The organism is Caballeronia sp. LZ034LL, from assembly GCF_031451215.1.
Taxonomy (GTDB): Bacteria; Pseudomonadota; Gammaproteobacteria; order Burkholderiales; family Burkholderiaceae; genus Caballeronia.
The window spans coordinates 45,723-67,611 of the sequence record NZ_JARUXR010000001.1 but is presented as its reverse complement, the minus strand read 5'-3'; the positions used below and the strand labels follow the sequence as shown (position 1 = coordinate 67,611).

Here is a 21,889-nt window from a genome sequence, read left to right as displayed (position 1 = left end):
CGGCGGAATCATAGGGACGTGATCAACGTCCAGCGTATCGTAGCGCGACACATTTTCACGTGCATCGGTGCTTTCCCTACAGAACTTTTTCGCTCACCTGACCCCGTGTAAGACGAGGTTCCGTTGCGCGTTTCAGGCGGATTCGGCGGCGAAGAACGCGAGCATCTCGGCGAGCAACGCGTCCGGCTGTTCCTCGGGAATATAGTGCCCGCACGGCAAGGCGCGGCCGCTCACGTCGCGTGCGACGCGCCGCCATTCGGCAAGCGCATCGAAGCATTGGGCGATCACGCCTTCCTGCCCCCACAGCACGCGCAATGGACAGCCGATTTTCAGGCCGCGCTCGAGATCGGCGCGATCGTGTTCGAGGTCGATGCCCGCCGCCGCGCGATAGTCCTCGCACATGCCGAAGATCGCGCCCGGCGAGGCCAGCGCATCGCGATACGCCTGCAGCGCGTGCGGCGCGAACGGCGCGAGGCCTGCGTGACGGTTGCCCATCACGCGCTCGATATAGGCGTCGGGATTGCCGCCGATCAGCAACTCCGGCAACGGCGCCGGCTGAATCAGAAAGAACCAGTGGAAGTACGCGGTCGCGAAGGCGCGATCGGTGGCTTCATACATGGCGAGCGTCGGCGCGATGTCCAGCAGCATCAGCCGGTCGACGGCGTCGGGAAAATCCATCGCCATGCGATGCGCGACCCGCGCGCCGCGATCGTGCGCGCACACCAGGAAACGTTCCAAGCCGAAATGGCGCATCACCGCGACCTGATCGGCGGCCATCGCGCGTTTCGAATAGGGCGTGTGCCGCGCGTCGCTCGGCGGCTTGCCCGATGCGCCATAACCGCGCAGATCGGTGGCGATCACCGTGAAATGGCGGGCCAGTTCATCGGCACATCGATGCCAGATCTCGTGGGTTTGCGGATGGCCGTGCAACAGCAGCAGCGGAGGACCGTCGCCGCCCTTCATTCCGACGATATCGACGTCTCCTGCAGCAACGCTGAACGTTTCGTAGTCTGCGAAAGACATGGTTGTTGTGGGCTCGTGGCGTTGCGGAACATTGTAGGCGCGGGGCCTCCGCGGCTGATGGCGGCAGCGCCATGAAAGCCGAAAACCGAAGACTTCTTCGGGAACGCCCCGAGTAGTCACGCAGCCTGCTTCATTTACAATCGAACGACCGTTCGCAGCACTTGATCGTGCGTGCCGCAACGCCACCCTTGCTCGTAAAATCACTCAACACCGCTCGCGCCCCTTTCTGGAGACTCGTGCCATGGCCCTGCCCGCCATCCTGCAGCACCTTGCCTTGCCGGTCGTCGGTTCGCCCATGTTCATCGTCAGTTATCCGGAACTGGTGCTGGCGCAATGCAAGGCCGGCATCGTCGGATCATTCCCGGCGCTCAATGCCCGTCCCGCCGAAATGCTCGACGAATGGCTCACGCAGATCCAGGCGTCGCTCGCCGAGCACAAGGCAGCCCATCCCGACGCGGTCATCGGGCCGGTTGCGGTGAACCAGATCGTGCATCAGTCGAATGCACGGCTCGAACAGGACGTGCGCGTATGCGTCGAGCACAAGGTGCCGATCTTCATCACGAGCCTGCGCGCGCCGGTCAAGGAAATGATTGACGCTGTGCACTCGTATGGCGGCATCGTCCTGCATGACGTCATCAATATCAGGCACGCGCAGAAGGCGCTCGAAGCCGGCGTCGACGGGCTGATCCTCGTCGCGGCCGGCGCGGGCGGACACGCGGGCACGACGTCTCCGTTTGCGCTCGTCGGCGAAGTGCGACGCATGTTCGACGGTCCCATCGTGCTGTCGGGCGCCATTGCCAACGGCGGCTCGATTCTGGCGGCGCAGGCCATGGGCGCCGATCTCGCGTACATGGGCACGCGCTTCATCGCGACGCAGGAGGCGCATGCGCAGGAAAGCTACAAGCGCGCGATCGTCGAGGCGAATGCCGCCGATATCATCTACACGAATCTCTTCACTGGCGTGCACGGCAACTACATTCGCGAGAGCATCGTCAACGCGGGACTGGATCCCGACGCGCTGCCCGTCTCCGACAAAACCGCGATGAATTTTGCCGATCCCAAGGCGAAGGCGTGGAAGGACATCTGGGGCGCGGGACAGGGCGTCGGGCTGATGAGCGACGTGCCGAGCGTCGCGGAGCTGGTCGCCCGGCTGAAGAGCGAATACGACGACGCCAAAGCGCGCCTGGCGATCGGCTGAGTTGCGCCTTCCGGTTTCGATCCCGGCTGCTGGAAACGAAACACCGCCCACGAGGCGCGGTGTTTCGTTTGACGAGGCGAAAAACGCGCGTGTCAGAACTTCGCGCGGATGCCGACGCCGAAGGTATCGCCCGACGAGATGCCGGTGTACTTGTCGTTCAGGTAGGCCGCGTAGACATCGGTGCGCTTCGACAGCGGATAGTCGTAGCCGAGCGCCCAGCTCTTGTGCGTCTGGTCGAGGCCACCGTTGCTGCGCGAGTACGCGTACGACGCCATCACCGTGCCCGGGCCGAGCGGCACGGTCACGCCGCCTTGCCCCGTGTTCACGTGGAAGGTGCCGACGTCGATGTCGTTCTTCGTGTACATGTACTGCGCGAAGAACTTGACGAACTTCATGTCGAACGACGCGCCCAGCTGGCCCACGCTCTGGCTCTTGAAGCCGGGAATCGTGAAGGCGTTGGAAGTCGGCAGGTCGCCCGGCGCGTTGTTGAAGTTGACGTACTGGTAGACGCCGGTGGCCGCGAACGGGCCGTGGAAATACAGAAACTGCGCGCTGTACTTCTTGGAGCGGCCATCGCCGGCGTTGTTGCCGAACGCGTACATCACGCTGCCCGACAGGCCGTTGAAGTCAGGCGACGTGTACTGCACCGCGTTGTTCCAGCCCGAGTCGCCCGTGACACCCTGGTCCGTCGTGTAGGTCGGGAACGTGCCCTGGCCCAGGAACACGTGATAGACCATCGGCGAGAACACGTACGAATCGACGAACGGGTTGAACAGAATCGTCGAGACGAAGAGCTGCGTGGTCAGGCGGCCGGCCGTGAACGTGCCGATCGGGCCTTGAATGCCGACGTAGGAGTTACGCGCGAAGAAGGTGTCGCCCTGGAAGCGGCCGTACTGGCCGTTTTGCGCGCGGAAGAAGCTTTCCAACGTGAAGATGGCCTTGTAGCCGCCGCCGAGATCCTCGGCGCCCTTCATGCCCCAGTACGACGTCGACATGCCGCCGCCGCTCACATTCCATGCGCGATCGCTGCCCGGAAACTTGGTGGCGCCGACCCATTCGTCGACCTGGCCGTAGAGCGAAACACTCGACTGCGCCTGCGCGGATCCCGCCGCGAACATGCCGAGCATCGCTGCGGCGACCACTGTGGCCTTGACCGTTGTTTTCACCGTAGTCTTCGGCGCACGGTTGACGGTTGGCTTCATGAACTCTCCTGTCTTTGTCGAAAATTGAATACTTGGCGGGCGAGGAGCGTTGCACTCGCCTCGTCTGACCGGTTGACGGTGAATGGGCGAGAGAGGCATCGCGTGTGGAGCGGCACCATCTTTACGGACCATTTTTCCGGTCAAAAATGTTTTTGGTTATTGCGGGTATAGCGATTCGGATACTTCATGCCGTGCGCAACCGGGACGCATGCGAGGTGCATACGCCGCAGCCGCACGGGGCTCGCGGATCATGTCGGCGCGCGGCCAAGTGGGGCGCGCCTGATCGAGGGAAAACAAGCCTGGCGAAGTACTGAAATGCGACATTCATCCGCGCAGGGCGCATTGTCCTTGCGCGGATAAAGGAGGGAAATATTTATGAGAAAGCGGACGCTTAACTGTGGCGAGATTGCGTCAATATGACAGCGGAACTGGACGGACAATTTTTTTGTCGTTCCGCGCGCGGACGAGCGCACCCGACGTGCCGGTTCAAGGACGCGTGAAGAAGCGTCAAGCGATCAGTTGCGGAAATTGCCGTTGGCGGGCGCGCGGCCGGCATCCGACGGACGTCCGGGCGGGCGCGGCAGGCTGCGCTCTTCGTTGTAGCGGGTGATGTCGGCGCGGATGGATCCGGCGCCGTGCAGCGGAGCCGCCTGATCCACCTGCGGGACCGTGCGGACTTCGGCGCTGACGGGCGTCAGGCCGTCTTTCGACGAGACAGGCGTGTAGTGCAACGATTGCCTGCTGGCGGCAGAGTTGTCGAACACCGCGGGCGACAGCCATTCGACACGCGGCCCCGCGAGCGCGAGCGAACCCGCCACCGCGAGTGCGCCGAGCGCAGCGGTTGCGAAAAGCCGGGTCGTGTTGCGAAAGCCTGTGAGCGTCATGTCGAAACAGCCAAGGTCCGACCGATATCCTCGTTCGCAAACAGGTGGATGGTGGCTCGATGCTTGCGCCTCGAACGTGCCCATTCAGCGAACCACCGGCTTTGGTCGGAGCGGTCAGTTCATGCCGTTGAAAACGGATGGGCATGACCTGCAAACCGGTGTATTCAACAATTTATTGGGCGCCGCGACGGCAGTCGAGCCAAAAAGTGTTATGTCCGCTCGATGGTTGTAACACCATGTTACGTCAGAGTTTTTCCTTCCGACCGGCCGTTTTGGACGCTTAATCATGTGAGGAAAATCGCTGGTTTTTTAGTGCTTAGAAGTGACGCGTTAGCCCACCCGCTGCGCTTACACCGCAGCGGTGAACAACGGCGTTTCATGCGCTGCATGCATCAATGAGTCCAGGAAATGAATTTGCCATTTCAATCCTCTCCGGGCGAAAATCATGGTTTTCACTAATACGGCGCTGGAACCGCGACGCATGACCGACCGGCTTCCCCACGCGCGAGAATTCTGAATGGCACGGCCCAAACTCCTTCCCGACAACTTCACGCTGGCGCTCGTCGGCCCCGTCATTCTCGCCAGCCTCCTGCCGTGCCGCGGCGGCGCAGCGGTTGCGTTCAACTGGATCACCAACGTCGCCATTGGATTGCTGTTCTTCCTGCACGGCGCAAAACTCTCGCGCGAGGCCATCGTCGCGGGCGCAACGCACTGGCGGCTCCACGTCGTCGTCCTGCTCAGCACCTTCGCGCTGTTTCCCCTGCTCGGACTCGTACTCAAACCGGTGCTGACGCCGCTCGTCACGCCCGCGCTCTACACCGGCATCCTGTTCCTGTGCACCTTGCCCTCCACGGTGCAGTCCTCCATTGCGTTCACTTCGATGGCCAAGGGCAACGTGCCGGCAGCCGTATGCAGTGCGTCGGCCTCGAGCCTGCTCGGCATTTTCATCACGCCTGCGCTCGTCGGACTCGTGGTGAGCAATCACGGCGCAACGACAGGCTCGCCATGGCACACGGTCGGCAATATCACGCTGCAACTGCTGGTGCCGTTCATCGCAGGACAATTGCTGCGCCCGGCCATCGGCAGATGGGTGGACGCGCATCGCGCCATTCTCAAGTTCGTCGATCAGGGCTCGATCCTGCTGGTGGTCTACGTGGCCTTCAGCGAGGCCGTCAACGAAGGCATCTGGCATTCGATCTCGCTCGGCACGCTCGCGGGTCTCGTGGCCGTGAACATCCTGCTGCTGGCGGCGGCGCTCTTCATCACGGCATTCACGGCGAAGCGGTTGGGCTTCAGCCGGGCGGACCAGATCACCATCATTTTCTGCGGCTCGAAAAAGAGCCTTGCCTCAGGCATTCCGATGGCAAAAGTAATCTTCGCTTCGCACGCCGTGGGTGCGGTGGTCCTGCCGCTGATGCTGTTCCACCAGATCCAGTTGATGGTCTGTGCCGTGCTCGCGCAACGCTGGGGCGCCCGCAAGACCGTCGCCGAACCCGTGCGCAAGAGCGAAAGCGCCGGAGCGCCCGCGCAACGCTGAACTGTTCCATTCCCCGCTCCATTCCTGACGAAGGCCGCCCCGTGCGGCCTTTGTGTCATTTGACGCCGGCCGCGCATCGCTGTCGATTCGGCCGGATGGCATAGGCCGAAACGTCGGCGCTTCATCAAACATCTGCACACCTTCGCTGACCGACGTCCGGCGCTTTTGCCTATGCCTTCCGGCTGAATGGCGGCCGGGCATGTCCCTTGCCACACTTCTGTTCAAGACACGCAGCAGAAGCCACGAGGGAACCATGCAAACAACACGCGCGCCGTACCAGTCAGGGCGCAGACAATGAATCGGGCAGACACAGTCGGCACGCCTCGCGCAGAAGCGGGCGCCTTGCGCGCGTTCCTTGCCACGCTGCCGTTCGAACGCGGCAGCGCCGAGGCCACAGGCATGGCACTGCGCGCACTGATCGACGCGCGGCTCGACCGCCCGGCTCTGCCCGGTCGAGGTGAGACCGCGGCGCGGTGGCGCGCGCTTGGCGCAGTTGCCGGCTTCGACCTCTCGGTCGTCAAGCTGTACGAAGGCCACACGGATGCAGTCGCCATCCTCGCCGAACTCGATAACCACGAACCCGAAGCAGGCAATGCCTGGGCCGTGTGGGCGGCCGAGCCACCGGATGCACGGCTCTCAGCCCTCGGCGAAGCAAGCGCCGAATCCGTGCTGTTGCAGGGCACGAAGGCCTGGTGCTCGGGGGCGGCATCCGTAACGCACGCGCTCGTGACCGCCTGGAACGAGGCGGGGGAGCCGATTCTCGCCGCCGTCGCGCTCGATCATCCCGGTGTGACGGTCACCGACTCCGGCTGGAGCGCCGTCGGCATGCGGGCCAGCGCGAGCGTCGAAGTGAGCTTCGAGCGCGTTCCTGCGCGGCGCATCGGCGGCGCGCGCGCGTATCTGGAGCGTCCCGGTTTCTGGCAGGGCGGCGCGGGCATTGCCGCATGCTGGTTCGGTGCTGCGGCGGCCATCGCGCAGTTCGTCGCGCGCGACGTGCGCAAGCGCCCCGCGCCTCACAAGCTCGCCCATCTCGGCGCCATCGATACGACGCTCAGCGCAACGGCCGCCCTGCTGCGCGAGACCGCAAAGTACATCGATCACGAACCGCATGCGCACGCCATGGCACACGCGATGCGCGCCCGGCTTGCTGCGGAACGCGCGGCGGCGTCCGTCGTCGAGCGCGCGGGCCGTGCGCTGGGCGCCGGGCCGCTGTGTCGCGACCCGCACTTCGCGCTGCTGATGGCGGATCTACCGGTATTCATTCGACAAAGCCACGCAGAGCGCGACGAAGCCGCGCTCGCTGAATGCGTCATCGAGGAGGAAGTGATTTCATGGCAAGTGTGACCACGACAGCGCCGGCCGAAACCGAACACGACACCCGCGACAACGACCGCGCCATTTTCGGCCACGGCACGCCCGAATCCGCATGGCAAGGCTGGGCGCGCCTGAGTGCGCTACCGGAGGTCGATCCAGCGGAGCTCGTGCCGTTTGGCGGGCGCGCAGTCATCGTCGCGCCTCATCCGGACGACGAAGTCCTCGGCACCGGCGGCCTGCTTGCGCGGCTGTCGCAACTCGGCCGGAGCATCCTGATCGTCGCCGTCACCGACGGCACCGCCAGCCATCCCGATTCGCACGGCTGGCCCGCCGAGCGGCTCGCACGCGAACGTCCGCAGGAAACCAAGGACGCGCTGCAACGTCTGCATCTGCGTCAAGTGCAGGTTGTCCGGCTCGGACTGCAGGACGGCGGCGCCAGGCAGTTCGAACCGGTGCTGGCGGAGCGCCTGTCGCGGCTTCTGCAATCCGGCGACGTGGTGTTCACCACCTGGCGCAACGACGGCCATCCCGATCACGAAGCCGCCGGGCGTGCCGTGCACGCGGCAGCCGGTGCGCTCGAGCTGCGCTGTGTCGAGGTGCCGCTGTGGACCTGGCACTGGGCGTCGCCCGACGACACGCGCGTGCCCTGGAGCCGGGCGCGCCGGATCGTGCTCGACGAAGCAACTCATGCGCGGAAGCTGCGGGCCGTGCAGGCGTTCCGCAGCCAGATCGAGCCCGATGCCGCCATGGGCCGCACACCGGTCCTGCCCGACCATGTCCTGGCGCGGCTCACTCGGTCTTTCGAGGTCGTCCTCATATGAGCGCGCCCGGCCATGAGAGCAAGCAGCACTTCGACACCCTGTATCAGGAGAGCGAAGACCCCTGGAAAATCAGAGAGCGCTGGTACGAACGGCGCAAGCGGGCGCTCACGCTCGCGGCGCTGCCCGATGAGTATTACGCGCGTGCCTTCGAACCGGGCTGCGGCAACGGCGAACTGACCGCGCTGCTCGCCTCGCGCTGCGGCGAACTTCTTGCCGCCGACATCGCGGAACAAGCCGTGGAACTCACGCGCCAGCGCATCTCGCGCCTGGCGAACGTGAGCGTCGAGCAGATGCACTGGCCGGACGTCTGGCCTTCCGGCTCGATGGATCTCGTCGTGATGAGCGAGATCGGCTATTACCTGGACGAGCCGCAGTTGCTGCGCGTCGCCGACTTCCTGCACGAACGCCTGTCCGCTTCCGGCGCGGTTGTCGCGTGTCACTGGCGCAAGAACATCGCGGGCTGGCCGCGCAATGGCGACGACGTGCACGCCACGCTGCGCGACCGCCTGAACCTGCCGCATCTTTGCCGCTATCAGGACGACGACCTGGTACTCGACGTCTGGACGCGGGACGCCCGATCCGTCCATGAACGCGAAGGTCTCGAGTAATGTTTTGTGGTTTTACTAAACAAAGAAACTGCAACGAATCGCTTATACATCAGGGTGATCGTGGTTTTCTCCTAGCTTGATTCGGGTTTTCCTCCGCGATTTTTACTATACAATCGCCAAGACCAGAATAAACCGGCAGTCGCGATAAACACCGCATACACGAAGCGGCGCCGGTCATAGCGGAGACAGGAACACTACGATGGCCACCACCATTCGCGATGTCGCACGCGCCGCCAGCGTCTCGATCGGCACTGTTTCGCGCGCGCTGAAGAATCAACCCGGGCTCTCCGAGGCCACGCGCGTACGCGTCGTCGAAGTGGCGCAGCAACTGGGCTATGACTCCGCGCAATTGCGCACGCGCATTCGTCGCGTGACCTTCCTGCTGCACCGGCAACACAACAACTTCGCCGTCAGCCCGTTCTTCTCGCACGTGCTGAACGGCTTCGAGGAAGCCTGCCGCGAACGCCGACTGGTGCCGTCCGTGCTCACCGCCGGCCCCACTCAGGATCTCGCGCAACAAATGCGGCTCCATGCGCCCGACGCCATCGCGGTCGCGGGTTTCGTCGAGCCGGAATTGCTCGCGCACCTGCACGCCCTCGCGCGCCCGACCGTGCTCATCGACCTGCGCGCGCCGGGTTTCCGCTCCGTCAACATCGACAACGCCCGCGGCGCCTCGCTCGCAATGCAGCATCTGTTCGCGTCCGGACGGCGGCGCATCGCGTTCATTGGCGGCTCGCTCGCGCATCACAGCATCGCGCAGCGCGCGCTGGGCTATCGCAAGGCGTATTTCGACGCCGGCCTCCTGTTCGATCCGATGCTCGAAATCATGACGCAGCCCGGCCTGCCGGCGGATCTCGCCGCCGCCGACGCCATGGAACGCCTGATCGCCGATGCACGCGCGCAATCCGCGCCGCTGCCCGACGCCGTTTTCGCCTATAACGATGCAGCGGCCCTCGCCGCGATGCGGGTTTGTCTCGCTCATGGCTTGCGCGTGCCGGAAGACATCGCGTTCGTGGGTTTCGACGACATTCCCGCCGCCGCGCAGAGCACGCCGCCGCTCTCGACCGTCGCCATCGACAAGGAAGCGCTCGGGCGCCGCGGCGTCGAACTGCTGCTGGAGGACACGTCGGGGCCGCCGAATCAGGCCGATACGCTCGTGGCAGTCGACTTCATCCCGCGCGCCAGCTCCGGCGCGGGCCCTCAGGGGAAACCGGCATCAAGACAGCACGCGAACCAGGACATCAGCACGCCATGAACATGACTGCCTCACCCGCCCTCGCGGAAGCAGCGCCGGCAGAACGCGCGATCGACTTTCGCAGCCACGACTTCCTGCTCGCGCACGTGCGCGACACGCTCGCGTTCTACGCGCCCCACGCCCGCGACCCGTCCGGCGGCTTCTTCCACTTCTTCAAGGACGACGGCAGCGTCTACAACCACACGACGCGCCACCTCGTCAGCAGCACGCGTTTCGTCTTCAACTACGCGATGGCGTACCGGCAGTTCGGCGACGCCCGCTATCAGGACGACGCGCGGCACGCGTTCGACTTCCTGCGCGCGGCGCACTGGGACGCGGCGCTGGAAGGCTACGACTGGGAAATCGAGTGGCGCGACGGCCAGAAACGCACCCTCGACGGCACGCGGCACTGCTACGGCATGGCTTTCGTGCTGCTCGCGTGCGCGCACGCGGCGATGGCGGGCATCGACGAAGCCCGGCCGATGATCGAGGAAACCTTCGCGCTGATGGAGCGCCGTTTCTGGGACGCCGACGCCGGCCTGTACGCCGACGAAGCCACGCCTGACTGGCGTCTTTCCGACTATCGCGGGCAGAACGCCAACATGCACGCGACTGAGGCGCTGCTGGCCGCCTACGAGGCAACCGGCCATGTGGTCTACCTCGACCGCGCCGAGAAGATCGCGGGCAACATCACGCTGCGCCAGGCCCGGCTGTCGAACGGGCTCGTGTGGGAGCACTTCCGGCCCGACTGGTCGGTGGACTGGCACTACAACGAGTCGGACAGTTCGAACATCTTCCGTCCGTGGGGCTTCCAGCCCGGTCACCAAACCGAATGGGCGAAGCTGCTGCTGATCCTGGAGCGGCATCGCGCGCTGCCGTGGCTCGCGCCGCGTGCAGTGGAACTGTTCGACGCCGGTTTCAACCGCGCGTGGGACAGCCGGCACGGCGGCCTGTATTACGGCTTTGGTCCCGACGACACGATCTGCGACCACGACAAGTATTTCTGGGTCCAGGCGGAGAGCTTCGCGGCGGCGGCGCTGCTCGGCGCCCGCTTGGGCCGCGAGCGTTTCTGGGACTGCTACGACGAACTCTGGCGCTACAGCTGGGCGCATTTCGTCGATCACGAATACGGCGCGTGGTATCGCATCCTGACCTGCGACAACCGCAAGTACGGCGACGAAAAAAGTCCCGCGGGCAAGACCGACTATCACACCATGGGCGCGTGCTACGAAGTGCTGAACGCGCTCGCCCCGTCACAACATTCACGGTGAAATCGATGGCAAGCGAGCACAGCACCTTTCCGCAATTCGTCTCCGCGGGCGACATCCTCACCGACATGATCCGCACGGACGTGTCGAGCTGGCTCTCGCGTCCGGGCGGCGCGGGCTGGAACGTGGCCCGCGCGGTCGCGCGCCTCGGCCTGCCGACCGCCTGCGCGGGCTCGCTCGGCACCGACAACTTTTCTGACGACCTGTGGGAAGCCAGCGTCGCGTCGGGGCTCGACATGCGCTTCATGCAGCGCGTCGAGCGCCCGCCGCTGCTGGCCATCGTCCACAAGACACAGCCGCCTACCTATTACTTCATGGGCGAGAACGGCGCCGATCTCGCCTTCGATCCGTCGCGGCTGCCGCAAGGCTGGATGGAGCGGGTGAAGTGGGCGCACTTCGGCTGCATCAGCCTCGTGCGCCAGCCGCTCGGCGCCACGCTGGCGGCGCTCGCCCGGCAGTTGCGCGAGCACGGCGTGAAGATCAGCTTCGACCCGAACTACCGCAATCTGATGGAGCACGGCTACGAGCCGATCCTGCGCAACATGGCCGGTCTCGCCGACCTCATCAAGGTGTCGGACGAAGACCTGCACATGCTGTTCAAGGACAAATCCGAGCCGGACGCGCTTGCCGCGATCCGCGCGATGAATCCGCAAGCCACCGTTCTCGTCACGCGCGGCTCCGCGCAGGCCACGCTCTACGCCGGCGACGAGCAATTCAGCGCGCGTCCGCCGAGCGTGGAAGTGGCGGATACGGTCGGGGCCGGCGATGCGTCCGTCGGCGGATTGCTCTACAGCCTGATGGCGCGCCATGGCGACTGGCCGGAGCATCTGAAGTTCGCGCTCGCGGCGGGTGCGGCGGCCTGTCGTCATTCGGGCGCGCATTCGCCCTCGCTGGAGGAAGTCGAAGCGCTGCTGAAATAAAGCGGCAGGACGGCGTCATACGCGTCGCATATCCGCGTGCTAGCATGGATTCGTCCTTGCCCGGAGGCGTATCCACCATGGAAGACACCACCTACACGAAAGGCATCTACACCGCGAAGATCGGCGTGCGCGCCATCGACGACGGTCAGTTCCAGGGCCTCGTTTCGCTCACGCGCGACGACGGCGAGGACACCGAGGCGAAGGTCTACGAAGTGGACGCCGCCTCCAGCAACGAAGAAGAAGCGCTCAACGAAGCGCGCGCGCTCGCGCACCGCATCCTCGGGGCAATCGAACTATAACGGCCAGGCGGCGCCTGGCTCATCGCCTCGTGGGCGCTGCCGACTGCAATGGAGGACACCATGCCGGAGCAGATCTTCCTTTACGGCGTCTATGCGATCCACGTAAGACCGGTCGAGCTGCAAGGCTCGCGCTGGGACGCGGAATACGAAATCCGCCATCACGACAAGGCGGTGCAGGCGTGGCAGACGGTCGGCGGCGACGAAGGGCTGGTTGATCGCGCCGAAGCCGTCGAGCTTGCGCATCAGCGCGGCGTGGCGGATATCGAAGCCGGCGCGGGCATTCCGAAGCCGCGCGCCTTTCCCTGATCCCGCTCAGCGTGACGCATGGGCCACGCCCGCCTGCGTGGCGGGCGCGAGCCGTGCGGCCTCGCGACGGTCGATCGCCAATGCACGCTCATGCCCCTCGCGCGCCAGCGAGCGCTCGACGTACTCGAACAGCACGCCCTCCGGCGGAATCAGCTTCGCGACCAGCGCAATCTGCAGCGTGCTCGCCGCGAGCACATCGGCGGCGGTGAACTGCTCGCCGAGCAGCCACGGCCCCTCCTCCAGCGCGCTTTCGATCGCGTGCTCGACCCGCGCCAGATCGCCCCAGCCGAAACTCACCGTGTTGCCCGGCGCGCCGGTCATGCGCTCGGCCATCGCGGGCTCCAGGCAGGAGCCGGTGAAGAACATCCATTGCAGGAAACGGCCGCGCGCCGGATCGTCGACGGGCACGCCCAGCCCGCTGTCCGGATAGCGATCCGCCAGATACAGCAGCACCGCGCCCGATTCCGCCACGCGCACGCCGCCGTCCTCGAGCGCCGGCAGTTTCGACATCGGATTGACGCGGTTGAAGTCAGCGCCGTTCTGCGCACCCGCGCGAATGTTCACGTACTCGAGTTCGTACGGCACACGCATTTCCTCGAGCATCCACAGCGCGCGAAAGGCGCGCGTCTTCGGCCAGTAGTAGAGCTTCATCGGTCTCGTCTTCTTCTCTGGTTTCAGTGTCGTTCAGGTTAGTCCCAAAACTCCATCCGACGTGGTCTGAACGATCCGGGTTAACGCGCACGCGCGCCAGATCGAGAAGATTTCTCTCGGATCGGCGGCAATTGATCCATCTGCTTCTCGATTCCAGCCGAAACCCGGTCAGTGCGCAAAAACATTCCGCTTTCGGCGGCAAAGAATGACGCATTGCCCCACATACCAAAACGAGACCGGAGATTCCATGAACGCTCGCGTCCCCGCCGATGCCTGCCTTGCTCCCGTGCTGTCGGACTATCAACTCGGCGACAACCTGAGCGCCACGCACGGCCGCATCTTCCTGACCGGCACGCAGGCCCTCGTGCGCCTCGTGTTGATGCAGCGCGAACAGGACCGCGCGGCGAACCTGAATACCGCCGGCTTCATCAGCGGCTATCGCGGCTCGCCGCTCGGCATGGTGGACCAGCAACTGTGGAAGGCGAAGAAACTGCTCGCGTCGCACGACGTACGTTTTCTGCCCGCCATCAACGAGGAACTCGGCGGCACCGCGGTGCTCGGCACGCAGCGCGTGGAATCCGACCCGGAACGCACCGTCGATGGCGTGTTCGCGATGTGGTACGGCAAGGGACCGGGCGTCGATCGCGGCGGCGACGCCCTCAAGCACGGCAACGCCTACGGCTCGTCGCCGCATGGCGGCGTGCTGGTCGTGGCGGGCGACGATCACGGCTGCGTGTCGTCGTCGATGCCGCATCAGAGCGACCAGACAATGATCTCGTGGCACATGCCGGTGGTGAATCCGTCGAACGTCGCGGACATGCTGGAATTCGGCCTGTACGGCTGGGCGCTGTCGCGCTTCTCAGGCGCGTGGGTCGGCTTCAAGGCGATTTCGGAGACGGTGGAGTCCGGTTCGACCGTCGATCTCGACGCCGTCCGCCGCGACTGGACCGCGCCCGGCGACTTCACCCCGCCCGCCGGCGGCCTGCACAACCGCTGGCCGGACCTGCCGAGCCTGACGATCGAAGCGCGCCTCGCCGCCAAGCTCGACGCCGTGCGCCACTTCGCGCGCACGAACAGCATCGACAAGTGGATCGCGCCAAGTCCGCGCGCCAACGTGGGCATCGTCACCTGTGGCAAGGCGCATCTCGACCTGATGGAAGCCTTGCGCCGCCTGGACCTGACCGTCGCCGATCTCGACGCCGCCGGCGTGCGCATCTACAAGGTCGGGCTGTCGTATCCGCTGGAAACGACGCGCCTCGAACAGTTCGTCGACGGCCTGAGCGAAGTGCTCGTGATCGAGGAAAAAGGACCGGTCGTCGAGCAGCAGATCAAGGAACATCTGTACAACCGCACCGACGGCGCGCGCCCGGTGGTGATCGGCAAGCATGCGCGAGACGGCGCGGCGCTGCTGAGCGCGCTCGGCGAACTGCGGCCATCGCGTGTGCTGCCGGTGTTCGCGCAATGGCTTGCGCATCACAAGCCCGCGCTGGATCGCCGCGACAAGGTGGTCGATCTGGTTGCGCCGCAAATTCTCTCGAACGTCGCCGACGCCGTGAAGCGCACGCCCTACTTCTGCTCGGGCTGCCCGCACAACACGTCGACGAAGGTGCCGGAAGGATCGATTGCGCATGCGGGCATCGGCTGTCACTTCATGGCGTCGTGGATGGAGCGCGACACGACCGGCCTGATCCAGATGGGCGGCGAAGGCGTCGACTGGGCGTCGCACTCGATGTTCACCAAAACGCCGCACGTGTTCCAGAACCTCGGCGACGGCACCTACTTCCATTCGGGCATTCTCGCGATCCGTCAGGCGGTGGCGGCGAAGGCCAACATCACCTACAAGATCCTCTACAACGACGCCGTCGCGATGACCGGCGGCCAGCCGGTCGACGGCAGCATTTCCGTGCCGCAGATCGCGCGTCAGGTGGAAGCGGAAGGCATTGCGCTGCTGGTGGTCGTGAGCGACGAACCGGAGAAGTACCAAGGCCACGAGGACCAGTTTCCGCGCGGCACGACGTTTCATCACCGCGGCCAGCTCGACGAGGTCCAGCGCCGCCTGCGCGACACGCCCGGCGTGACCGTGCTGATCTACGACCAGACCTGCGCGGCGGAGAAGCGTCGCCGCCGCAAGAAAGGCGAATTTCCCGACCCGGACAAGCGCCTGTTCATCAACCAGGCCGTTTGCGAAGGCTGCGGCGATTGCGGCGTGCAGTCGAATTGTCTTTCGGTGGAGCCGGTCGAGACGGAGCTGGGACGCAAGCGCCGCATCGACCAGTCGTCGTGCAACAAGGATTATTCGTGCGTGAACGGCTTCTGTCCGAGCTTCGTCACGCTCGAAGGCGCGAAGCTGAAGAAGGCCGAAGGCCACGCTTTCGATCCGGCGGAACTCGCGCGCCGCGTCGATGCGTTGACGCCGCCCGCAACCCGGCTCGACGACGCGCCCTACGACATTCTCGTGACGGGCGTCGGCGGCACGGGCGTCGTGACGGTCGGCGCGCTGATCAGCATGGCGGCGCATCTGGAAGGCAAGAGCGCGTCGGTGCTCGACTTCATGGGCTTTGCGCAGAAGGGCGGCTCGGTGTTGTCGTTCGTGCGCTTCGCCGCCACCGATGCACTGCTCAACCAGGTGCGTATCGACACCCAGCAGGCCGACTTGCTGCTCGCCTGCGATCTCGTGGTCGGCGCGAGCCCGGAGGCCTTGCAGACAGTGCGGCACGATCGCACGAAGATCGTCGTGAACACGCACGCGATTCCGAACGCCACGTTCGTGCAGAACCCCGAGGCCAGCCTTCACGCGGATGCCCTGCTCGACAAGCTGCGTCACGCGGCCGGTCCCGGCGCGCACGACGCCATGCGCAGTTGCGATGCACAGGCGCTGGCGCAGCGCTTCCTGGGCGACACCATCGGCGCGAACATCCTGATGCTGGGCTTTGCATGGCAGCTCGGCCTCGTGCCGCTCTCGCTCGCGGCGCTGATGCGCGCCCTCGAACTGAACAATGTCGCGGTCGGCGCGAACAAGCTGGCGTTTGCCATCGGCCGCCTGGCCGCCGCGGACGCAACGGCGCTCGAAGCCTTGACGGCGCAGGTGAGCGCCCCGCACGTGACGATGGAACAGATGTCGCTGCCGGAACTCATCCGCGATCGCGAAGAACGCTTGCTCGCCTACGGCGGCGCGAAAACCGTCGCGCGTTTCCGCAAGCTGGTGAACGCGGCGGCGGGCAACGAAGCGCTGGCGCGCGCCATCGCGATCTCGTTCTACAAGCTGCTCGCGGTGAAGGACGAATACGAGGTGGCGCGCCTGCATGCGGATCCGTCGTTCCGCGCCGCGCTGGCCGCGCAGTTCGAAGGCACGGCGGGCGAAAACTACACCGTCAAATTCAATCTCGCGCCGCCGGCGCTGTCGCACGCGGCGCATGGCGGCGTGCCCAAGAAGAAAGTGTTCGGCCAGTGGATGTGGCCGGTCTTCGGCGGACTCGCGAAGCTGCGCATGCTGCGCGGCACGCCGCTCGATGTGTTCGGACGGACGCTCGAACGCAGCATGGAACGCCGTCTGGCCGACGACTTCGAGATCACCATGACGCGCGCGCTCGCCCGGCTCGATGCGGCGAACGCCCAGGACGTGCAAGCCCTCGCGTCACTGTACGAACGCGTGCGCGGCTATGGTCACGTGAAGCTGGCCAACGTCGCGATGGTCAAGCGCAGCGAGCGCGACGTGGCGGCGCGCATCGGCATCGAGGCGGTGACGGGCGACGCCGTGCGCGCCGCCCTCGATACGATGAAAGGCGCGGCGTCGCTCAAGGGCATTCCAGTCGTGGTGGCGAAGTAAGCGAAGCAAGGCGCGGGTTCAGTCGGCGAGATCGTCGGGCAGCCAGTCGATGTCGCCGCACAGCACGCAGCGCCGCCCTCCTGAACGTGTCTCCACCGACAGCGTGACGCACGGCATCGCCTCGTTGATCGACAGATACGGCTTCGTCACGTGGACCCGCTCCGGGTCGCCGAGCGCCGCCCGGAAGTACGGACGGCGCAGCCAGTTGGCGCCCTGCGCGTCGATCAACGGCAGGAAGCGCGCCTCGTGCGCCGCGCGGTCCGCGCGCAGCACGACGTTGCGGCCGCTCTGCTTGCCGTTCTGGTCGAGCAGGAAACAGCGCGCGGCGTTGTCGAGCGCCAGGAAGTTCCAGCAGACTTCGTCGAGCGGTTCGCCCGCCGCGAGCCGTTCGGCCGCGCGCTCGAAGGCGCGGATATACGGTTGCAGCCGCGTGGCGACGCGCCGTTCCCGCGCTTCCGTCTGCAAGCGATAGCGTTCTGTCAGCTCGCCGATCACCGTCTGCGCGTGGACGCCGTCCGCGAGCCCGGGATGCGGCCGCGCGAAGAAAAAGCCCTGCACGAAGTCCGCGCCGCTGGCGAGCGCGAGCTGCGCTTCATGCTCGGTCTCGACCCCTTCGATCAGCACGAGCTTGCCCGCCTCGTGCAGCAGCGACACGATGCCCGACAGCACCGCTTCCATGTTCTGCCGCTGCTTGATCGAACGCGGCGACAGCGGCGCGTGCACGTTATGGCCCGCGTGCGACAGCATCACGCGGTCGAGCTTGACGATGTCCGGATCGAGTTGCCAGATGCGCTCAATGTTGGTGTGTCCGGCGCCGAAGTCGTCGAGCGCGATCAGGAAACCCTGCTCGCGGAACTGCTGCACGGCGAGCGCGAGCCGCTCGATGTCTTCCGCGCTCTGCTCCAGCACTTCCAGCACCACGCGGCGCGGCTCGATGTGCAGGCGCTTGAGGTTCGCCATCAGCGCGGCGGCGTGGTACGGCTCGGTCAGCGCGCCGGGATGCACGTTGAGGAACAGCCATTCGGTCTGGGCGCCGAGCATCTTGAAGTTCTCGAGGTGCAGGGCCTGCGCGAGCCGGTCGATCTGCAGCGCCTCGCCGACGCGCGATGCCTGGCCGAACACGTCGAGCGGCGACACCGGTCGGTCGAAGCTGTCGTGCGCGCGCAGCAAGCCTTCATAGCCGACCGCGCGCATGTGCGACAGGCTGAAGACCGGCTGGAACACGCTGGAGAGCGTCCAGTCGCCATGTTCGACCGAATAGCGGTCGAAACCCGACATCACGCCCAGTTCAAAACTGCGCGCGGAAATCGTCGACTTCTCGGGGTTTGCGATCACCATGTCGATACCCTCGCCTGCTGCGTTCGGCGAAGCGCGCTCGACCTGCGCGTGCCTTGCGTCGTTGCTGCCGCCGGACCCGTGCCGGATCCGTCCCGTAACGTCTTCATAAGAACAGCCCTCGATGATCTCGTCGGGAGTCTCGGTGTCCCGTGGCTTTCGTTAAAGCAAGCTCCATGCTCGGGCCGCGGCCGGTTTCGTCGTGCTTTTGCCGTCAGGATGCACCGCCGGCAGGCGATTTGTCGTGCAAACGCACCGCATCGGTGCAAAAGCCGGAGCGCCCCCTTCGCTGCTGGCAGCGCACGCACGGGCTAAACTTTCGGCTCATCCCGACAATGCTAGACGCCGCGGGCGCCCGCCGGGCGCAGGCGTCGTGCTGTAGCGCACATATGGAAATCGTCTTTACCGTCCTCATCCTGCTGCTGGCCGTGGCGCTTTCGGGCCTCGGCCTGAGCCTGCTGCCGGTCAAGCTGCCGCTGCCGCTGATCCAGATCGCGATCGGCGCGTGTCTCGCCTGGCCGAAGTTCGGGCTGCACGTCACGTTCGATCCCGATCTGTTCATGCTGCTGTTCATCCCGCCGCTGCTGTTCGCGGACGGCTGGCGCATCCCGAAACGCGAGCTCTATATGCAGCGCCGCGCGATCCTGATGCTGGCGCTCGGGCTCGTGTTCCTCACCGTCGGCGTGCTCGGCTATTTCCTGCACGCCATGATTCCGTCGATGCCGCTGCCCGTCGCCTTCGCGCTCGCCGCCGTGCTCTCGCCGACCGACGCCGTCGCGCTGACGGGCATTGCCGGACGCAAGCGCATTCCGGCGGGCCTCATGAACATCCTCGAGGGCGAGGCGCTGATGAACGACGCGTCCGGCCTCGTCGCGCTGAAATTCGCGATCGCCGCCGCGCTGACCGGCATGTTCTCGATGCGCGACGCCACCATCAGCTTCTTCATCATCGCGGCGGGCGGGCTGTCGATCGGCGCCGTGATCAGCTGGGCCGTGACCGAGATTCCCGCGCGTCTGCTCAAGTTCTCCGAGGACGACGACCCCGCCGCCGGCGTCATCCTGACCATCCTGATTCCGTTCGCCGCCTATGTGGTCGCCGAGCGCGCGGGCTGCTCGGGCATCCTGGCGGCGGTATCGGCGGGCATGGTGATGAACATCCAGAGCCTGCGCCCCAGCATCCCGAGCGCAGTGCGGGTGCGCATGACCAGCACCTGGACGATGATCGAGTTCGTCTTCAACGGCATGGTCTTCATCCTGCTCGGGTTGCAGTTCCCGCACATCCTCGGGCGGGCGCTGATCGAGGCGCATCGCGACGGCAACGCGCAGGTCGGCCTGCTGCTCGGTTATGTGGTCGCTACCCTGGTCGCGCTGTATGCGCTGCGCTTCGTGTGGGTGTATTCGCTGCGCTGGCTCGCGGCGCGCCGGACCGCGAAGCAGGGACTGGAAAGCGCCGAGCCGGGTTTTCGGACGCTCGCGCTGACGACCATCAGCGGCGTGCGCGGCGCAGTGACGCTCGCGGGCGTGCTCTCGCTGCCGGTGACGCTCGACAACGGCGCGCCGCTCGCCGGGCGCGATCTGGCGATCTTCATTGCGTCGGCGGTGATTCTGGTGTCACTGCTGATCGCGGTGGTCGGTCTGCCGATCATGCTGAACGGCATCGAGCGCGAGCGTAATCCGCACGCGGCGGAGGAACGCATGGCGCGCCGCCGCGCGGCGCAGGCGGCGATTCACGCCATCGACGAAAGTCATGACGAAATGGTCGAGGAAATGGATGCGGCCGCTTCCGCGCGCTGCGCCGATTCCACGGCGCGCGTGATGGGCATGTACCGGCGCAGGCTGGAGTCGCTCGGCGAAGACGAAGCGCCGCGCGTGGCCGCGAAGAAGAGCGAGATGATGGAGACGCGGCTGAAGATGGCGGCGCTGCGCGCGGAGCGGGCCGAGCTGCTCAGGCTGCGCGCCGTGCAGGACATCAACGACGAGACCTTGAACAAGCTGCTGCGGGAAGTGGATCTGTCGGAGACGGCGATCGTCAACCGGAAGCGGGGGACGGCGGGGTAAATGCCGCCGGGCCGCGCGGATACGCAGACCGGCAAGCGACCTGCTTCAGACCACCCCCGCCCCACGCCGCCGCAGCAGCGCATAGAAAATGATCGCGCCGAACGTCGCGGTCCCGATCCCGCCGAGCGCGAAGCCGCCGAGCTTCAGCGTGAAATCGCCGGTGCCGAGCACGAGCGTGACCGCCGCGACGATCAGATTGCGGTTGTCGGAGAAGTCGACCTTGTTGACGACCCAGATGCGCGCGCCCGTCACCGCGATCAGCCCGAACACGACGATCGACACGCCGCCCAGCACCGGACCCGGAATCGTCTGGATCAGCGCGCCGAACTTCGGCGAGAACCCGAGCACGATCGCGAACAACGCGGCGATCACGAACACGAGCGTCGAGTAGATCTTGGTGACCGCCATCACGCCGATGTTCTCGGCATACGTCGTCACGCCGGTGCCGCCCGCAAAGCCCGAGACGATGGTCGCGAGACCGTCGCCGATGAACGCCCGGCCGATGTACTTGTCGAGGCTCTTGCCGGTCATCGCGCCGACCGCCTTGATATGGCCGAGATTCTCCGCGACCAGGATGATCGCGACGGGCGCGAGCAGGGTCATCGCGGGCGCTTCGAACACGGGCGCGGTGAAGTGCGGCATGCCGAACCAGGCGGCATTCGCGACCACCGCGAAGTCGATCGGCTTGCCCATGCCCATGCCGTTGGTCAGCGCCGCATAGATGAGATACGCGATGGCGAGGCCGATCAGGATCAGGAGGCGCTGCGCCATGCCGCGCGCGAACACCGCGACCGCGCCGACGCACAGCACGGTGACCAGCGCCATCCACGATTCGAAGCTGCTGCCCATCACGCCCTTGACGGCGATCGGCGCGAGATTCAGCCCGATCACGCAGACGATGGAGCCCGTCACCACCGGCGGCATCAAGGCCTCGATCCACTTCGTGCCGACTGCCGCGACGATCACGCCGATGATCGCGTAAGCCACGCCGCACGCGATGATGCCGCCCAGCGCCACCGGAATGTTGAGGTTCGGCCCGTGTCCGCCGTAGCCCGTCACCGCGATCACGAGTCCGATGAACGCGAAGCTCGAACCGAGGTAGCTCGGCACGCGGCCGCCGACGAGCACGAAGAACAGCAGCGTGCCGATGCCCGACATGAAGATGCACAGATTGGGATCGAAGCCCATCAGGAGCGGCGCGAGCACGGTCGAGCCGAACATCGCGACGACGTGCTGCACGCCCATCGCGATCATCTGCGGCCAGGGCAGACGCTCGTCGGGCGCCACCACGCGGCCCTCGCGGGCATCGGGCTGGACCGGCCAGCGGGGGAAGAAGGAATCGGACATGGGCGGGCCTCCTGTGCGGCGATGAAGCGCCGTCCGTGCGGCGCTCTGATGAAAAATCA

The 21,889-nt window shown here is 65.8% G+C and carries 18 protein-coding genes; 12 read left to right on the top strand and 6 right to left on the bottom strand.

Annotated elements, in window-relative coordinates; genetic code table 11:
* Nucleotides 1-132: 132 nt before the first annotated feature.
* Nucleotides 133-1,023 (bottom strand): alpha/beta hydrolase, encoded by an 891-nt coding sequence (locus QCE83_RS00300; protein WP_309806976.1) that lies wholly within the window; start codon nucleotides 1,021-1,023, stop codon nucleotides 133-135.
* 241 nt (nucleotides 1,024-1,264) lie between these two features.
* On the opposite strand from QCE83_RS00300, the gene QCE83_RS00295 reads away from it, so the two are divergent.
* Nucleotides 1,265-2,221 carry a nitronate monooxygenase family protein gene (locus QCE83_RS00295; RefSeq protein WP_309806975.1) on the top strand — a complete coding sequence of 319 codons (957 nt, stop codon included), beginning with the start codon at nucleotides 1,265-1,267 and terminating at the stop codon, nucleotides 2,219-2,221.
* A gap of 92 nt (nucleotides 2,222-2,313) precedes the next feature.
* Here the strand turns inward: QCE83_RS00295 and QCE83_RS00290 are convergent, their stop codons facing one another.
* Together QCE83_RS00290 and QCE83_RS00285 are read right to left on the bottom strand one after the other, a co-directional pair.
* Entirely contained in the window at nucleotides 2,314-3,423 is a 1,110-nt protein-coding gene (locus QCE83_RS00290) for a porin (RefSeq protein WP_309806974.1), read from the bottom strand.
* A 515-nt stretch (nucleotides 3,424-3,938) separates the two neighbouring features.
* A complete protein-coding gene (locus tag QCE83_RS00285) occupies nucleotides 3,939-4,307 on the bottom strand; it encodes a hypothetical protein (protein ID WP_309806973.1) in 369 nt (122 codons plus the stop codon).
* 517 nt (nucleotides 4,308-4,824) lie between these two features.
* Here QCE83_RS00285 and QCE83_RS00280 point away from each other — a divergent pair.
* The 9 genes from QCE83_RS00280 to QCE83_RS00240 all read left to right on the top strand — a co-directional run bounded on the left by QCE83_RS00280 (nucleotide 4,825) and on the right by QCE83_RS00240 (nucleotide 12,614).
* Entirely contained in the window at nucleotides 4,825-5,844 is a 1,020-nt protein-coding gene (locus QCE83_RS00280; protein ID WP_309806972.1) for a bile acid:sodium symporter family protein, read from the top strand.
* Nucleotides 5,845-6,138: 294 nt separating this feature from the next.
* Entirely contained in the window at nucleotides 6,139-7,188 is a 1,050-nt protein-coding gene (locus QCE83_RS00275) for an acyl-CoA dehydrogenase (RefSeq protein ID WP_309806971.1), read from the top strand.
* Complete coding sequence (locus QCE83_RS00270; RefSeq protein WP_309806969.1) at nucleotides 7,176-7,979, top strand: PIG-L family deacetylase; 804 nt, start codon at nucleotides 7,176-7,178, stop codon at nucleotides 7,977-7,979. Before QCE83_RS00275 ends, QCE83_RS00270 begins: the two co-directional genes overlap by 13 nt.
* Nucleotides 7,976-8,587, top strand: coding sequence for a class I SAM-dependent methyltransferase (locus tag QCE83_RS00265; protein ID WP_309806968.1), 612 nt, complete (start codon nucleotides 7,976-7,978; stop codon nucleotides 8,585-8,587). Before QCE83_RS00270 ends, QCE83_RS00265 begins: the two co-directional genes overlap by 4 nt.
* 199 nt (nucleotides 8,588-8,786) lie before the next feature.
* Entirely contained in the window at nucleotides 8,787-9,842 is a 1,056-nt protein-coding gene (locus tag QCE83_RS00260) for a LacI family DNA-binding transcriptional regulator (RefSeq protein ID WP_309806966.1), read from the top strand.
* Nucleotides 9,839-11,092 (top strand): AGE family epimerase/isomerase, encoded by a 1,254-nt coding sequence (locus tag QCE83_RS00255; RefSeq protein ID WP_309806965.1) that lies wholly within the window; start codon nucleotides 9,839-9,841, stop codon nucleotides 11,090-11,092. Before QCE83_RS00260 ends, QCE83_RS00255 begins: the two co-directional genes overlap by 4 nt.
* 5 nt (nucleotides 11,093-11,097) lie before the next feature.
* Complete coding sequence (locus QCE83_RS00250; protein ID WP_309806964.1) at nucleotides 11,098-12,009, top strand: carbohydrate kinase; 912 nt, start codon at nucleotides 11,098-11,100, stop codon at nucleotides 12,007-12,009.
* Between the two features lie 77 nt (nucleotides 12,010-12,086).
* Entirely contained in the window at nucleotides 12,087-12,308 is a 222-nt protein-coding gene (locus QCE83_RS00245) for a hypothetical protein (protein WP_309806963.1), read from the top strand.
* Nucleotides 12,309-12,368: 60 nt separating this feature from the next.
* Nucleotides 12,369-12,614: a hypothetical protein gene (locus tag QCE83_RS00240; protein ID WP_309806962.1), complete on the top strand. Its 246-nt coding sequence runs from the start codon at nucleotides 12,369-12,371 to the stop codon at nucleotides 12,612-12,614.
* 6 nt (nucleotides 12,615-12,620) lie between these two features.
* On the opposite strand, the gene QCE83_RS00235 is transcribed toward QCE83_RS00240, so the two are convergent.
* Nucleotides 12,621-13,265 carry a glutathione S-transferase gene (locus tag QCE83_RS00235; protein WP_309806961.1) on the bottom strand — a complete coding sequence of 215 codons (645 nt, stop codon included), beginning with the start codon at nucleotides 13,263-13,265 and terminating at the stop codon, nucleotides 12,621-12,623.
* Nucleotides 13,266-13,512: 247 nt separating this feature from the next.
* Here QCE83_RS00235 and QCE83_RS00230 point away from each other — a divergent pair, with 247 nt between their 5' ends.
* Nucleotides 13,513-17,091: an indolepyruvate ferredoxin oxidoreductase family protein gene (locus QCE83_RS00230; RefSeq protein WP_309806960.1), complete on the top strand. Its 3,579-nt coding sequence runs from the start codon at nucleotides 13,513-13,515 to the stop codon at nucleotides 17,089-17,091.
* A gap of 18 nt (nucleotides 17,092-17,109) precedes the next feature.
* Here the strand turns inward: QCE83_RS00230 and QCE83_RS00225 are convergent, their stop codons facing one another.
* A complete protein-coding gene (locus tag QCE83_RS00225) occupies nucleotides 17,110-18,429 on the bottom strand; it encodes an EAL domain-containing protein (RefSeq protein ID WP_309806959.1) in 1,320 nt (439 codons plus the stop codon).
* A 386-nt stretch (nucleotides 18,430-18,815) separates the two neighbouring features.
* On the opposite strand from QCE83_RS00225, the gene QCE83_RS00220 reads away from it, so the two are divergent.
* Nucleotides 18,816-20,483, top strand: coding sequence for a Na+/H+ antiporter (locus QCE83_RS00220; protein WP_309806958.1), 1,668 nt, complete (start codon nucleotides 18,816-18,818; stop codon nucleotides 20,481-20,483).
* Nucleotides 20,484-20,528: 45 nt separating this feature from the next.
* On the opposite strand, the gene QCE83_RS00215 is transcribed toward QCE83_RS00220, so the two are convergent.
* Nucleotides 20,529-21,830: a solute carrier family 23 protein gene (locus QCE83_RS00215; protein WP_309806957.1), complete on the bottom strand. Its 1,302-nt coding sequence runs from the start codon at nucleotides 21,828-21,830 to the stop codon at nucleotides 20,529-20,531.
* Nucleotides 21,831-21,889: the final 59 nt, after the last annotated feature.

Bases quoted from the DNA above. Each gene is read 5' to 3' on its own strand.
- QCE83_RS00220 (WP_309806958.1), top strand. From the start codon at position 18,816: ATGGAAATCGTCTTTACCGTCCTCATCCTGCTGCTGGCCGTGGCGCTT.
- QCE83_RS00285 (WP_309806973.1), bottom strand. From the start codon at position 4,307: ATGACGCTCACAGGCTTTCGCAACACGACCCGGCTTTTCGCAACCGCT.
- QCE83_RS00290 (WP_309806974.1), bottom strand. From the start codon at position 3,423: ATGAAGCCAACCGTCAACCGTGCGCCGAAGACTACGGTGAAAACAACG.
- QCE83_RS00250 (WP_309806964.1), top strand. From the start codon at position 11,098: ATGGCAAGCGAGCACAGCACCTTTCCGCAATTCGTCTCCGCGGGCGAC.
- QCE83_RS00230 (WP_309806960.1), top strand. From the start codon at position 13,513: ATGAACGCTCGCGTCCCCGCCGATGCCTGCCTTGCTCCCGTGCTGTCG.
- QCE83_RS00260 (WP_309806966.1), top strand. From the start codon at position 8,787: ATGGCCACCACCATTCGCGATGTCGCACGCGCCGCCAGCGTCTCGATC.
- QCE83_RS00255 (WP_309806965.1), top strand. From the start codon at position 9,839: ATGAACATGACTGCCTCACCCGCCCTCGCGGAAGCAGCGCCGGCAGAA.
- QCE83_RS00265 (WP_309806968.1), top strand. From the start codon at position 7,976: ATGAGCGCGCCCGGCCATGAGAGCAAGCAGCACTTCGACACCCTGTAT.
- QCE83_RS00235 (WP_309806961.1), bottom strand. From the start codon at position 13,265: ATGAAGCTCTACTACTGGCCGAAGACGCGCGCCTTTCGCGCGCTGTGG.
- QCE83_RS00245 (WP_309806963.1), top strand. From the start codon at position 12,087: ATGGAAGACACCACCTACACGAAAGGCATCTACACCGCGAAGATCGGC.
- QCE83_RS00215 (WP_309806957.1), bottom strand. From the start codon at position 21,830: ATGTCCGATTCCTTCTTCCCCCGCTGGCCGGTCCAGCCCGATGCCCGC.
- QCE83_RS00225 (WP_309806959.1), bottom strand. From the start codon at position 18,429: ATGGTGATCGCAAACCCCGAGAAGTCGACGATTTCCGCGCGCAGTTTT.
- QCE83_RS00300 (WP_309806976.1), bottom strand. From the start codon at position 1,023: ATGTCTTTCGCAGACTACGAAACGTTCAGCGTTGCTGCAGGAGACGTC.
- QCE83_RS00295 (WP_309806975.1), top strand. From the start codon at position 1,265: ATGGCCCTGCCCGCCATCCTGCAGCACCTTGCCTTGCCGGTCGTCGGT.
- QCE83_RS00280 (WP_309806972.1), top strand. From the start codon at position 4,825: ATGGCACGGCCCAAACTCCTTCCCGACAACTTCACGCTGGCGCTCGTC.
- QCE83_RS00270 (WP_309806969.1), top strand. From the start codon at position 7,176: ATGGCAAGTGTGACCACGACAGCGCCGGCCGAAACCGAACACGACACC.
- QCE83_RS00275 (WP_309806971.1), top strand. From the start codon at position 6,139: ATGAATCGGGCAGACACAGTCGGCACGCCTCGCGCAGAAGCGGGCGCC.
- QCE83_RS00240 (WP_309806962.1), top strand. From the start codon at position 12,369: ATGCCGGAGCAGATCTTCCTTTACGGCGTCTATGCGATCCACGTAAGA.